We start from the raw sequence: 12,107 nt of genomic DNA, 5'->3' as shown, positions 1-12,107 counted from the left end.
CGTTTTGGCGTCAAACCACTGGACGCCCACCCTGAAAGCTGTTAGAACGCCCACCACACCACAGCAAGTGATTGATATTACTTGATTAAGGCGAGTTGGCGGAGTGGTGACGCAGCGGATTGCAAATCCGTGTACACCGGTTCGATTCCGGTACTCGCCTCCATTTCAAACCAAATCAATAGTTTAATACGCGGATGTGGCGTGCAATGGGTTTCGATCGCTGTAGACGCAACTCTTACAATGCAAGACGAGGGCGCGCGTCTGAGCCTTGCTCATTGAATTCGGGTGGAATGCGTTTCGACAGGGCAGCAAAAACACCGCCTGATCGTGACGTTTGGTTGTCGAGGAGTGGTACCGCCTCCCTGGCTTGAACAGGGGACCTCTGGATCCACAATCCAACCCTTGTCCATTTTTTATTATTTATTTTCAAATGGTTAGTAAAATTCAAAATTGAGTTTATGCACTGTTTACGCAGTACCTGCGCAAGATTTTGTGTCATTGCAAGAAAAACTTACAATATGTTGCCCAACGACTATCTCAGTACGCCAAAATTGTAATGAGACCTCTGGACTGCAATTTTCTCTTACTCCAGATGTCACTTAGCATAGCCAAGGCAATCACTTCTTCCTCATGATGCAACTTATTCTGTCGAGTGCCTCCAGCCTTGGCCAACAGATTTGTATTTATCAAAGTAAATCGCCGTGCGCTTTGGCCGGGGGAATAAGCTACACCTAGAACGGGCTTGAAACGTCATTTGCTAACTCGCGCAAGCGCGTGCCGCCGTCATCAATCAGATGACCGTACATGTCGAGCGTGAACGCTGCTGAGTGATGTCCCAAGTTGCGTTGAGCCTCCTTTACGAAGCCAGCCCTAATGAGTTCAGAAGCGTAATAGTGGCGCAAACTGTGAATCCCTAAGTGTCGCACCTGAGCACTTGAAACTAACCGGTTCCACATTCGTTGCCTGACGGTATCGTAGTCCCGGAATGAACCCCCTCCGTTAGGAAAAACCCAAACTGATGAATGAGCCTGCAACAGATCTTCCAAAAAGGGAGTAATACTATTTGGCACGGGAACTGTACGCTCAGAGCTGCCAGACTTGACGTCCACCACCCTTAGAGGTTTGGGGCGCCCACCATGGTTCTTCTCGATGGATCTACAGATCGACAAGTCCTTGAGGTTCTCAGAAAAATCCCGCCTTTGGATTCCTAGGCACTCAGATATTCTTATTCCTGTCCCCATCAATAAGAGTAGCATTGGGTAATATGTGAACCACGCTTCTCGGGTACGCTTATTGCTCGATGTATATAGGTCGAACGCAGCGGACTTTATTCTGCTCATCTCGTTTTCGGAGTGAATTTTTATCCGTTTAGGTTGACCCCGTCGTCGCGTTTGGATCCGCATTTTCTCGAACGGTGAATTTGGGACAAGTCCAAGCTCCGTTGTAGCCCACATGAAGCAGGTCTTGAGGAAATTAAAAGCTCGTGAAGCTGCATCACGAGATGTGGCACGAAAGATAATGGCTCGTTGAATTTCCCTAGCGAGGTTCCTGTCAATTTGGTCGATACGCAAGGTTCCCACTACAGGTTCGATGGTTTTCGAGAAATGATGCTGGTAGCTAACCAAGGTTGCTTGAGCCAAGGGAAGCGCTCCATCACGGCCAGCCCTAGATTCAATAAGGTATTTTTTGCAAAGTTCAGAAACCAAGACAGGCTTTGTTGGTCGGAGGCTGTTCCCTAGAGATTCAATCGATCCTGCAAAAAGCATTGCTTCTGCACGACTTGAGAATTTTCTCTCCAGTTCTCCATGCTCAGGATCGAGCCAAACGACAGCAAATGCCGTTTGACCTCCACAACCTAGCTTGACCAACTCTACCATGTGTACCCGTCCTTGCATCCACTGGAACTCAATTGAGCAACAGTTCAAGCAAGGTCAGCGGCGTTGAGTCAATCAAATTAAATCTTTGTTATTATTAAACTAATTTGCGCAATATTAGCTTGCAATTCGTTTTGCTTGAGGCGGGATTCTTAGAAAACTGTCACGGACAATAGCAAAGCAAACAAGATAATCTTGCAAAATATAGTGCAGGTTAGAGCTACCCTCGGAGGTTCTCGAATCAACAGCACAAATATCAACGCACTACCGCGTCGTAAAACGAAGCACTCGGCCTACTGAACGTCGATCAGTACATTATGCAGCGTCGATTCTCCGCTTGTGCCGGGTTTGAAGTTCTCAATGTTAAAATCTTTGTCCTCCAACGGCACTCTTTTCATAAACTCGTCCATGAATGCCTTTGGAACTACTCCAGTTGGCGTCCCGTGCAGCTCATGAACGTGCCGATAGGCTCGCATAAAGGCACGAAAACCGTTAGTTCTGTTCAGCATGTTTCCGCGATCCGTACTAGCCCAAGCAATTGGCCATCGTTCTTTAATCGCAGAATAGTAGTTGAAAACCACCTCAACGATTTTCACGTCTTTCTCTTCTACAAACAGATTTCTGAAGGGAAGCTTCCAAATTAGATCCGGATCTGCTTTTTCAAGCCGTTCCCCCTTCAACAACTTGTCTCTATCGACCTTTGGCTCAGAAGATACAAATTTCATGAGCGCCTCAACAAATGTCGCTTGGGAGATCGGCTCAAAGTCACGACCATCCGTAGCTACACCAAGGCGCTTAATTCTTCGATATAGAGGGCTGTTCTTATCTTGATCCAGTACAACTGCAACATTGTGACAAGTCTTTTGGGGGCTTCGCGATTTTGACAATGAGTAAAGATCGTAAGCTAGGCTTTTGTTGACCTTCTGTTGTTCCAAATTCACCGTTGCGAAAATATGCGCCTGATCTGCAATGTCCGCACCAACGAAAATGGTAACCGGCAAGTCAAACCTGTCGCCTGTGAAACCACGCAATCCAGCTATTCTATGTTGCCCGTCCAACACTCGTGCAATGTTCCTGATCGGGATTTCTGGCCTGTCACCATCCCTAGGCACGTTTGAAAGAGAAATAGTCTTCTTTTCTGCATCGTACTCAGCAAACTTCTCGTCGACTGCAATGATTATTGCGGTAGGAAAAGAAGCGTCAAAGAAGTTTACATACTTTTGCAAGCCATCAACGCGAGAGTTGATCAGCGGCCTCTGGATGCCGAGGTAGCGTTCAACATCTCGGTCCTCTTGAAGAACCCTACGAACATCAAAGTGCGTGATTTTTACAAGTTCATCATGAGGAACGCTTGCAATGTAAACGTCCCCAATTGGCTGTGTAGCCCTTAGGCACTCTAGCTCGATCACTACAGGATCAGGGTCAACTAAATTTAGTTGGTCAGACATCATCTGGTCTCCCATTCATCCATAAGATCGCGAGTGTCCGCCCCGAATTCCTGTGGCGTACTATCAAGTTGGAGGCGGTAAACGGAGACGCAAAAAAAGCACGACAGGGTAAAGCAATACATGATCCCAGAAACGAACAGTAAGTTCTCTGCGTTCGGTGTCCTTGCACTGTTTTCCAAGCCCGCTTCGCGCAAAATACCGAAGAAATAAGCTGCAAACCCAAGAACTAAAGCAGATACCAACACAAACCAGATTCCGTATGGGAACTGAATTGTGTACATCCTAGGGAAAGTAGAGTGTTCCGTATCCCCGTCTGATGGTACCGGCGACATTTCACCGTATTTTCTGGTAATTGAAAAAATCAACGGCCCGACCAAGGCCGCCGAATAGAGAAATAGTTCTCCTCCCCCAATGAAAGACTTAACCGTCGCCCAAAAGTCAGTGCCGTAAGCGAACTTCGAGATTATCGGGTAAAACCAAAGCGGCAAAAGTGAAAAAAGAGTCGCTGTAATTAGGTCTGTCGTCGCTTCCTTTACCGAACTCGACGACGAGTTAATCAGTTGCCCATAGATTGGGACCTTTGTGAACATCCAGCGTAGATTTCTCCTACTGATCCACCTCATAATTAGCACCCGACACAGAAGAGTAATTCGGAGGTTGGAACTCGTCGTCCCGACGGCCCTGCAATCACTGAATGCCTCGGCATTTCGTGCTTAGTGCCGAAGTCAGCATACAGTTCATCGATTGATGTGTGATTGGCGTTGCTCACGATGATTGCAGCGCCTCTCTCGGCAGCGCGATCCAAAGAGTCCCTCAGTCTAACCTGATCCTCCCAAGAGAAGATATTGTCATTGTACTTTACAAACCCGTTGAAGTTGTGCGCCACCGTGTACGGAGGGTCCACGTACAACAAATCTCCTTTGCGCGCACGGTCAATAGTGGATTCAAAATCTGCCACTGAAAGTTCCGCTTGAGACAAAGACAACGACAAGTCGTGAAAAGACTCAGTTTCAAATAGAACTTTGGTCTTTGTTCCAATCGGGACATTAAACTCACCCCGCCGATTTACGCGGTAAAGCCCGTTAAAACACGTCCGATTGAGGTAAAGAAATCGAGCAGCGCGATCAATTCTACATTCCGGAACCTCAGCTCGAACCTCGTAGTAGTATTCCTTGCTGTGTCGAAGTTGGTGTTTCGACAGCTTGTCTTGCACCTCTGAAGGCATATCACGCACGACTTGGTACAGCTCTATAAGATCTCCATTCAGATCTGTGAGTACGGCTGACTTTGGCTGCAAACCAAAGAATACTGCCCCGCCGCCGAGAAAGGGCTCTAGGTACGTTTCGTATTTTTTAGGCAGTAAGTCCTGTAGATGTGGCAACAGCCAACGCTTACCACCTGCCCATTTTAAGAAAGGTTTGAGAGCTTTTTGCTCACCTGCTCCGTCCGCCTCCAAGGCATATACTCGCTTGTTATTGTTTGCAGAAATGCTGCTTTTGGTTGAACTACTTGATAACTCACTTCATCTGACAGGGATTTGCAAGGGATTTATACCGATTTGATACGAAAGGGACCTCTGGATTCCGGCCCCAACAGTACACCGCTAAAAACGCTAAAAGTGAGCCTTCATAAGTGACTGTTTTTATTGGGAAAAATTTTTTTTGGTACCGCCTCCCTGGCTTGAACAGGGGACCTCTGGATCCACAATCCAGCGCTCTAACCAACTGAGCTAAGGCGGCACTTGTGGGGGGCGATTTACCGAAGGCGCACGGGGATTGCAAGGGTGTTAAAGCTGAATTCTCCAGCTTTGTTCGACCAGATCAACGCCGAATGATCGCACCGGTTTGGCATCAATTAACTGCCATCCGAAGGAACGGTACAAGCCACATGCAGCACGGTGGCTTTCATGCGTCCAAAGCACCATTTCGTCGTAGCCGGCACTGCGCGCGAACTCCATACAGGCGGTCAGCAGTTGTTTACCGACCCCCTGCCCCCGCGCCTGTGGCACCAAAAGAAACAGGCGCAGCTTGGCTGTGCGATCGGATTGAGAGACGCAAAAAATACTGCCCAAACGCGCCCCGTTCTGTTCGGCAATCCAGCCGCGCTCGCGCTTGGGGTCGTGATCGGCAATGAACGCCTTCAAAATACGCGCAACAAGCGGCGCGAAGCTGTCGTCAAAGCCTTCATCGCGGGCATAGAGCGTCCCATGCTGCTCGACCAACCAGGGGGCATCGTCCGCGCGGAAGGGTCTGAGGATGATATTGTTCATGTCTTATATGACTGCAGAGGCTGCTTGATTCTCAACCCTTTGCACGCTAGCAAACGGGCTCACCCCGCCGGAGGCTCAGATGGGTATCAACACCGAACGCGATATCGAAGCTAATCTGCAAATCGGACCCACGGATCAGGGTATGGTGCGCCTGTTCATCGAGGCGCCGGGCACCGAGATCCCGATGGATTTTGACCCTGAGGAAGCCGAGGAGATTGCGGAAGAGATCCGGGCGGCAGCGCAGGCCGCAAGAGCAGTTAAAGGCTGATCCGTTAGACCCGCGGATCGCGCAGCATCTGCAACCTGCGGGCGGCGTCGGTTGCAAACTTCTGAATCATCTTCTTCCGCCGTGCCGGGGCAACCTTGGTTTCCGGGCCCATGCGGATGATCTCGGCGTCATAGGCATCCGCGATGATCAAGCCCGTTTCGGGCGGCAGCAAATCCACCGGAAACTCGGTATCAACCGCCCAGAAGAATCGATCGCACCACTCCAGATAGCCCTGCCATTTTGAATCCGACTGGTAATCGGCACGGCTTGATTTGCACTCGATCACCCAAAGCTCGCCCTTTGGTCCAAGCCCCATCACGTCAACGCGCAATCCGCGCGCTGGGACAAATTCCTCAACTGAAACAAAGCCATGCGTCGAAAGGTGTCTGGAGACACCGCGGGCCAGTTTCTGTCCGGGTTGCAGATCAAGGGTCATTTTGGGAATGTGAACAATTCGTGAACAAAAATCAACCTCAAGCTTGCCCTTGACATAATACCATAAGGTATCGCATTGATATGAAACCAAATGGTATCTCAATGAGGTTGCCCATGGAAATAAGAACCCAAAACGCGTTTCGCGCCCTTGCCGACCCGACCCGTCGGGACATTGTGCAGATGCTTGCATCACAAGACATGACCATCGGGCAATTGACGGACCGTTTCGACATGACCCGCGCCGCCGTCAAAAAGCACCTGACCGTGTTGTCGGATGGCGGGCTGATCACCGTCGAGGCCCGCGGCCGCGAGCGTATCAACAAACTTGAACCCAAGGGGATGGCCCCGGTGCTGGACTGGCTCAGTTTCTTTGACCAGTTCTGGGATGATCGCCTTGCCAAACTCAAGAAAGCTATTGAAGGAAATCAAAAATGACCCAGGCTGTTTTGCAAAAATCCATCTATCTCCGCGCCACGCCCGAAACGGTCTGGGACTATTTGACCGAACCGGACCGGTTGGCCGAGTGGTTTCACAAACCTGAACGAGCTGTGGCACAGGGTCATAAGCTGGAAATGTTCGGAACAACAAGCGGCGATCTTCTGATCTGGGGAGAAGTGCGGGAAGCGCGCAGACCTGAGTATCTGGAATACACCTTCACCGTAAAACCGATGGGCGACGCGGTCAGTGTCGTCAAATGGACCCTCGAACCTGTTGCTGGCGGTACGCGCCTTGGACTGGTGCACGAGGGCCTGCCGCAGGGCGCTGATGCGTTTGGCCTGATCCTTGCCCTCGACAACGGCTGGGACGAACATTTCGGCAAGATGCGCACCGCGCTCCACGAAACTGTCGACGCCTGACCCCTTGTGTAAACCCGCCGCACACCCTACTTAGGCCCGTGGCGGGTTCTGCCCTTCTTGTGACTGGTAGTATTCTGGTGGCCTTAAGCAATTCCGAGGGGGCTGGCTCTGTTCAGGTCCTGGCCTGATTACCTGGCACCCACCTGTACATACAGGTCCTCGGGAATCAAACCGCACGGTTGACTGGTGGTCCCGCCACACCTTTGCCCGAGAATTCAGCGCCCTGCGCGCGCTTCCAGCTTGACCGGGACGGGCTTCTGACCATGCGCCACGGGCGTTCCGCCACGCGGATTTTCGGGTTTTTCCGCCATGCTCATGATCGCATAGGCGAATTGCACCCCGGCAAAGACGATACCGTTCATGAACCAGATCATGACCAAAGCAATCAGGCCGATTTCAGAGCTTGTGATCAGATGGCGTAGATTCGCGACGTTGAAGGCCAGCAGCACGCCGACGAAGACGGCTGAGATTACGAATCCAAGCGCAACTTGGGTGATGTACAGTCGGATGAGTTTGGGCATATCAGACCTCCTTGCGCGTCGATGGAGAGTCTAGCGCATGTCTGATCTACGTAAAGGCGTCAGAACGCCTCGGGCTTGGCCTCATGCGCCATGTGATCGAGCACGGCGTTTACGAATTTCGGCTCTTTCCCCTCCGGGAAAAACGCGCGGGCCACGTCGACGAATTCGGTGATGACCACTTTGGGCGGCGTATCGCTTTGGGTCAGTTCCGCACCTGCCGCGCGGAATACGGCACGCAAGGTTGGATCGATGCGGGCGATCGGCCATTTGGCAACAAGCGCACGATCGGTCATCTGGTCGATCGGGGCCTGATAATTCACGGCATCATCAACCAGCTTGCGGAATACCGAGATATCGCCGTCCAGCATCTCGTCACCTTCGTAGACAGCGCCAAAACGATGATCCAGAAACTCGGTCACAACCTGCTCGGTCGTCTGGCCCGATTGCTCCATCTGGAACAGCGCCTGCACGGCATAGAGGCGTGCGGCGGATTTCATCAGGCGTTTCTGGTTGGCCGGTTTCGGCGCGTCGGTCTGGGTCATGCTGTCGTGGGTCCGTTGCTGTCGCCCGCCACTAGGATGGACTCGGACGGCGGCTTGAAGCCCACGCCCTTCTGCGAAGAGCCCCACTTACGGCTGAGCGCAATCAGATGCAAGGCCGCCGCCGCGGCTCCGCCACCTTTATTCATCTTTTCCGGGCTTGCGCGCACTTCGGCTTGAGCGTCGTTCTCGACGGTCAGGATGCCATTGCCGATGCACAGCCCCTGCAAACCCATCAACTGAATGGCACGGCTGGAATCATTGCATACCGTCTCGTAATGCGTGGTTTCACCGCGAATAACGCAGCCCAGCGCGACGTATCCGTCGAAATTACACTGGCGATCTGCCATCGCAATGGCCGTGGGGATTTCCAGCGCGCCGGGCACTTCGACCACTTCGCAGGTGCCGCCTGCCGCTTCGATCTCGGCCTTGGCACCTTGGATCAGGTCGTCGGCAATTGCGCGGTAAAACGGTGCTGCCACGATCAGCAGCTTCACCGGTTTGTCGAAAGTCGGCCGGGGCAGAATGCCATGTTTGTCTTGTTCAGCCACGATCAGTCCTCCTTGAGGATCGAGCGGGTCCCGACGATGGACAACCCAAAGGCGTCGAGACCCAGATATTTCGTTTCCGGAGAGTCGGTGAGCAAAACCAATTCCTGAAGCCCCATCTTGGACAGGATCTGCGCACCCAGACCGGTTTGTTTGATGGTCCGCGGGCCTTCATCCTCAGCCGCATACAGTGAATTGCGCGGCTGGCGGAACAGACAAACAACGCCCCGTCCCTCTTCCGCGATCTTTTCCATCGCGCGCGGCAACTCGCGGGAAGATTTCGGACCAAGGCCCAGAATATCGGGCGCCTCATGCAGAGCGTGAGTCCGGGTCAGAACTGGTTCAGGTGTCGTGATGTCACCTTTGATCAGAACAACATGCTCGATCCCGTGGGTCTGGTCGGTGAAAATTCGCATCTCCCACGCGCCGCCATATTCCGACGAGACCGTCTGCCTAGAGGTTTCGACCACGAGGTTGTCATTGCGCGAGCGATAGGCGATCAGGTCGCTGATGGTTCCGATTTTCATACCGTGCTCTGTCGCGAAGTCGACCAGATCCGGTAGTCGCGCCATCGTCCCGTCAGGCCTCATGATTTCGCAGATCACCCCGGCGGGGTTGAGCCCGGCAAGACGCGAGATATCAACAGCCGCTTCGGTATGGCCTGCGCGGACCAGCACCCCGCCCCTTTTAGCGCGCAGCGGGAAGATATGGCCTGGCGTTGCAATATGCGCCATCGTGTTCTGCTCGTTGATCGCGGTGGCGACGGTCAGAGCACGATCAGCCGCGGAAATACCGGTTGAAACACCCTCGCGCGCTTCAATCGAAACGGTGAAGGCGGTCTCGTGGCGGGAGGAGTTGTTCACGGCCATCATCGGCAAGCCAAGCCGATCAATCCGTTCTGCGGTCATCGGCAGGCAGATCAACCCGCGCCCATGGGTGGCCATGAAATTGATCGCCTCGGCATCCGCAAATTCGGCAGGGATCACCAGATCGCCTTCGTTTTCGCGATCTTCGTGATCAACCAGAATATACATCCGGCCTTTGCGCGCCTCGTCAATAATCTCTTCGATGGGACTGATCGCAGCCCGCAACTGGGCCTCGACCGGACCGGGGGTTTCAAAGCTCATAAGGCAGCCTCTCGCTGAGCATTCATGCACGGCGGAATAGACGAGTCCGCCCGCAAAGACCAGAGTGCAAACGGCTGTAACGCCACGCCGCGAAACGGACGTACACCGCCTTTGCGGTCAGGACATCTCGCCCAGCCGGGCAACGTAACGGGCAAGCGTATCGATCTCGAGGTTGACGCGGTCGCCCGTCGCAACATCGCCCCAGGTTGTCACCTCTTTGGTATGTGGAATAAAATTGATGCCAAAGTCACATCCATCCACGTCATTCACGGTCAGTGAGGTGCCATTCAGCGCCACCGAGCCTTTGGGCGCGATAAAGCGGGCCAAGCTCTCAGGTGCTCGGAGGGTGACGCGCGTGCTGTCCCCTTCGTCCGCGACCTCGATCACTTTGGCCACACCATCAACGTGACCAGAAACGATATGACCGCCCAGTTCGTCGCCGACTTTGAGGGCGCGTTCCAGATTTACCCGTTTGCCGACGCTCCATGCGTCCAGATTGGTCTTTGACACGGTTTCCGCACTGATTTGAACGTCGTACCAGTCTTCGCCCAACGCGATGACCGTCAAACAGACCCCGTCACTTGCGATTGAAGCGCCGATATCGATACCCGCCGTCTCGTATCCGGTTTTGATCCGGGCCCGCAGGTCGCCCTGTTGGTCCAGTTCGGTGATCGTGCCGATATCCGTGACAATGCCTGTGAACATTTCGTCAACCCTCTGAGCCTAAGTCTGAGAGTCGAGGTAAAGGCCCGCGACGCCACCGGCAAGACCCGGCTTGCCGGGAAAGCAACAAACGGGCATAATTTTTGCAACAAACAGATGAGCAGTCACCAAACACCCCGCATGACGCTAACGGCAGATCATCCAAGGCAACGCGTGTTCCTGTTTCTTCAGGGACCACATGGACCGTTTTTCAATGCATTGGGCAAAGCACTGCGCGCAGCCGGTTCGCAGGTCTGGCGTGTCGGGTTCAACGCGGGCGATCAGGCGTTCTGGCGGGATCGGCGCAGTTACATAGCGTTTCGCGAACCCGCCGAAGATTGGCCCGACTTTCTTGCGACATTGATCCTCGATCGAAACGTAACTGACATCGTTCTGTACGGCGACACGCGACCTATCCATGCCTATGCGGTCGAGGCCGCCCGGTCACGCGGCATTACCGTTCATGTGTTCGAAGAAGGCTATCTTAGGCCCTGGTGGGTGACGTACGAGCGTGATGGGTCCAACGGAAACTCGCGCCTGATGGACCTGAGCGTCGATCAAATGCAGGTCGCTCTTGCCCGGTCGGACGCACACGCCCTTCCGCCCCCGTCGCACTGGGGGGACATGCGGCAGCATATCTTTTATGGCGCCGCGTATCACTGGTTCCTGATGTTCTTCAATCAGGGATACCGCAACTTTCGCCGGCACAGAGAGCTGCCGGTTTCTCGTGAATTTCAACTTTATTTCAAGCGGTTGATGTTGATGCCGATCCACCGGCTACAGCGTCGGTTGGCGACGTCTCGGGTGCGCCGGGGCGGTTTTCCCTATCATTTGGTGCTGTTGCAATTGGGTCATGACAGTTCCGTACAATCGCATTCAGAATTCTCAGGCATGTGCGCGTTTCTGGATCAGATCATAGCCGGTTTCGCTGCTGGTGCGCCTCAGCATCATCATCTTGTGATCAAAGAGCACCCTTTGGAAAACCACCGCGAGCCGCTGCGCAAACGCGCTCGCCAACTTGCAAAAGCGTACGGGCTATCCGAACGCATTCACTATGTCCCCGGCGGGAAACTGGCGCGATTGCTGGACGACGCGCGGTCTGCGGTGACAATCAACTCGACAGCTGGGCAGCAGGTCCTGTGGCGCGGGATACCGTTGCGGATTTTTGGACGATCCGTTTACGACAAACCGCAATTCGTGTCTCAGCAGACGATCGCCGCGTTCTTTGCCAACCCGGAGCCACCCGACGCAACCGCCTACCGCGTCTATCGCCGGTTTTTGTTGGAAACGAGCCAGGTGCCGGGTGGGTTCTATTCGCGGCGTGGCAGACAACAGTTGTTGCGTCGCGCGGTGGACTTGATGTTGCAGGATCAAGACCCGTACCAGATCGCCCTATCAGGCAACGCGACCAACACGCCACAGTTGAAAATCGTTGACGGACACACAGGCAGCTGATGCTGGAAGTTTGACGCCGAACCGGTTAGCCTATGCAAAAGACTATAAAACTGAGGAAAATCGG

General features: G+C 53.4%; 15 protein-coding genes and 2 tRNA genes. 5 read left to right on the top strand and 12 right to left on the bottom strand.

Translation table 11 applies throughout. The annotated features are described in order from the left end of the window. Window positions 1-89 precede the first annotated feature (89 nt). Window positions 90-163 (top strand) — tRNA-Cys (locus RA28_RS07520). A 568-nt stretch (window positions 164-731) separates the two neighbouring features. Here RA28_RS07520 and RA28_RS07515 read toward each other — a convergent pair. The 6 genes from RA28_RS07515 to RA28_RS07490 all read right to left on the bottom strand — a co-directional run bounded on the left by RA28_RS07515 (window position 732) and on the right by RA28_RS07490 (window position 5,591). Further along, window positions 732-1,877, bottom strand: a complete 1,146-nt coding sequence (locus RA28_RS07515; RefSeq protein WP_039525297.1) for a tyrosine-type recombinase/integrase — start codon at window positions 1,875-1,877, stop codon at window positions 732-734. A gap of 290 nt (window positions 1,878-2,167) precedes the next feature. After that, window positions 2,168-3,322 carry a DGQHR domain-containing protein gene (locus tag RA28_RS07510; protein WP_052261356.1) on the bottom strand — a complete coding sequence of 385 codons (1,155 nt, stop codon included), beginning with the start codon at window positions 3,320-3,322 and terminating at the stop codon, window positions 2,168-2,170. Beyond that, window positions 3,322-3,912, bottom strand: coding sequence for a hypothetical protein (locus tag RA28_RS07505; RefSeq protein WP_152612031.1), 591 nt, complete (start codon window positions 3,910-3,912; stop codon window positions 3,322-3,324). Before RA28_RS07505 ends, RA28_RS07510 begins: the two co-directional genes overlap by 1 nt. A gap of 35 nt (window positions 3,913-3,947) precedes the next feature. Then, window positions 3,948-4,778 carry a DNA adenine methylase gene (locus tag RA28_RS07500; protein ID WP_039525291.1) on the bottom strand — a complete coding sequence of 277 codons (831 nt, stop codon included), beginning with the start codon at window positions 4,776-4,778 and terminating at the stop codon, window positions 3,948-3,950. 206 nt (window positions 4,779-4,984) lie between these two features. Continuing rightward, window positions 4,985-5,061: transfer RNA gene (locus RA28_RS07495), tRNA-His, on the bottom strand. A 47-nt stretch (window positions 5,062-5,108) separates the two neighbouring features. Continuing rightward, window positions 5,109-5,591, bottom strand: coding sequence for a GNAT family N-acetyltransferase (locus tag RA28_RS07490; RefSeq protein WP_039525288.1), 483 nt, complete (start codon window positions 5,589-5,591; stop codon window positions 5,109-5,111). Between the two features lie 79 nt (window positions 5,592-5,670). On the opposite strand from RA28_RS07490, the gene RA28_RS07485 reads away from it, so the two are divergent. Then, complete coding sequence (locus RA28_RS07485) at window positions 5,671-5,859, top strand: DUF6324 family protein (protein WP_039525284.1); 189 nt, start codon at window positions 5,671-5,673, stop codon at window positions 5,857-5,859. Window positions 5,860-5,863: 4 nt separating this feature from the next. On the opposite strand, the gene RA28_RS07480 is transcribed toward RA28_RS07485, so the two are convergent. After that, a complete protein-coding gene (locus RA28_RS07480; protein WP_039526169.1) occupies window positions 5,864-6,295 on the bottom strand; it encodes an MmcB family DNA repair protein in 432 nt (143 codons plus the stop codon). Between the two features lie 113 nt (window positions 6,296-6,408). Between RA28_RS07480 and RA28_RS07475 the strand changes: the two genes are divergently transcribed. Further along, a complete protein-coding gene (locus RA28_RS07475; RefSeq protein WP_039525281.1) occupies window positions 6,409-6,729 on the top strand; it encodes an ArsR/SmtB family transcription factor in 321 nt (106 codons plus the stop codon). Beyond that, window positions 6,726-7,151, top strand: a complete 426-nt coding sequence (locus tag RA28_RS07470) for an SRPBCC family protein (RefSeq protein ID WP_039525279.1) — start codon at window positions 6,726-6,728, stop codon at window positions 7,149-7,151. The genes RA28_RS07475 and RA28_RS07470 overlap by 4 nt, the downstream gene beginning before the upstream one ends. Before the next feature lie 215 nt (window positions 7,152-7,366). Here RA28_RS07470 and RA28_RS07465 read toward each other — a convergent pair whose 3' ends face one another. The 5 genes from RA28_RS07465 to RA28_RS07445 all read right to left on the bottom strand — a co-directional run bounded on the left by RA28_RS07465 (window position 7,367) and on the right by RA28_RS07445 (window position 10,591). Beyond that, complete coding sequence (locus RA28_RS07465) at window positions 7,367-7,672, bottom strand: hypothetical protein (RefSeq protein ID WP_039525275.1); 306 nt, start codon at window positions 7,670-7,672, stop codon at window positions 7,367-7,369. Window positions 7,673-7,731: 59 nt separating this feature from the next. Next, window positions 7,732-8,214 (bottom strand): transcription antitermination factor NusB, encoded by a 483-nt coding sequence (nusB, locus tag RA28_RS07460; RefSeq protein ID WP_039525271.1) that lies wholly within the window; start codon window positions 8,212-8,214, stop codon window positions 7,732-7,734. Next, a complete protein-coding gene (locus RA28_RS07455; RefSeq protein WP_039525267.1) occupies window positions 8,211-8,762 on the bottom strand; it encodes a 6,7-dimethyl-8-ribityllumazine synthase in 552 nt (183 codons plus the stop codon). The genes nusB and RA28_RS07455 overlap by 4 nt, the downstream gene beginning before the upstream one ends. A gap of 2 nt (window positions 8,763-8,764) precedes the next feature. Further along, complete coding sequence (gene ribB / locus RA28_RS07450) at window positions 8,765-9,886, bottom strand: 3,4-dihydroxy-2-butanone-4-phosphate synthase (RefSeq protein WP_039525264.1); 1,122 nt, start codon at window positions 9,884-9,886, stop codon at window positions 8,765-8,767. A gap of 117 nt (window positions 9,887-10,003) precedes the next feature. After that, a complete protein-coding gene (locus RA28_RS07445) occupies window positions 10,004-10,591 on the bottom strand; it encodes a riboflavin synthase (protein WP_039525259.1) in 588 nt (195 codons plus the stop codon). A 138-nt stretch (window positions 10,592-10,729) separates the two neighbouring features. Here RA28_RS07445 and RA28_RS07440 point away from each other — a divergent pair, with 138 nt between their 5' ends. Further along, a complete protein-coding gene (locus tag RA28_RS07440) occupies window positions 10,730-12,043 on the top strand; it encodes a capsule biosynthesis protein (RefSeq protein WP_039525257.1) in 1,314 nt (437 codons plus the stop codon). Window positions 12,044-12,107 lie beyond the last annotated feature (64 nt).

The organism is Ruegeria sp. ANG-S4 (genome assembly GCF_000814005.1).
Classification (GTDB): domain Bacteria; phylum Pseudomonadota; class Alphaproteobacteria; order Rhodobacterales; family Rhodobacteraceae; genus Ruegeria.
The sequence above is the reverse complement of the archived record's forward strand: the minus strand, read 5'-3'. Positions and strand labels throughout refer to the sequence as shown.

Excerpts from the sequence above, each read along its gene's own strand:
- RA28_RS07515 (WP_039525297.1), bottom strand. The coding sequence starts at position 1,877 with ATGGTAGAGTTGGTCAAGCTAGGTTGTGGAGGTCAAACGGCATTTGCT.
- RA28_RS07510 (WP_052261356.1), bottom strand. The coding sequence starts at position 3,322 with ATGTCTGACCAACTAAATTTAGTTGACCCTGATCCTGTAGTGATCGAG.
- RA28_RS07505 (WP_152612031.1), bottom strand. The coding sequence starts at position 3,912 with ATGTTCACAAAGGTCCCAATCTATGGGCAACTGATTAACTCGTCGTCG.
- RA28_RS07490 (WP_039525288.1), bottom strand. The coding sequence starts at position 5,591 with ATGAACAATATCATCCTCAGACCCTTCCGCGCGGACGATGCCCCCTGG.
- RA28_RS07485 (WP_039525284.1), top strand. The coding sequence starts at position 5,671 with ATGGGTATCAACACCGAACGCGATATCGAAGCTAATCTGCAAATCGGA.
- RA28_RS07480 (WP_039526169.1), bottom strand. The coding sequence starts at position 6,295 with ATGACCCTTGATCTGCAACCCGGACAGAAACTGGCCCGCGGTGTCTCC.
- RA28_RS07475 (WP_039525281.1), top strand. The coding sequence starts at position 6,409 with ATGGAAATAAGAACCCAAAACGCGTTTCGCGCCCTTGCCGACCCGACC.
- RA28_RS07470 (WP_039525279.1), top strand. The coding sequence starts at position 6,726 with ATGACCCAGGCTGTTTTGCAAAAATCCATCTATCTCCGCGCCACGCCC.
- RA28_RS07465 (WP_039525275.1), bottom strand. The coding sequence starts at position 7,672 with ATGCCCAAACTCATCCGACTGTACATCACCCAAGTTGCGCTTGGATTC.
- nusB (WP_039525271.1), bottom strand. The coding sequence starts at position 8,214 with ATGACCCAGACCGACGCGCCGAAACCGGCCAACCAGAAACGCCTGATG.
- ribB (WP_039525264.1), bottom strand. The coding sequence starts at position 9,886 with ATGAGCTTTGAAACCCCCGGTCCGGTCGAGGCCCAGTTGCGGGCTGCG.
- RA28_RS07445 (WP_039525259.1), bottom strand. The coding sequence starts at position 10,591 with ATGTTCACAGGCATTGTCACGGATATCGGCACGATCACCGAACTGGAC.
- RA28_RS07440 (WP_039525257.1), top strand. The coding sequence starts at position 10,730 with ATGACGCTAACGGCAGATCATCCAAGGCAACGCGTGTTCCTGTTTCTT.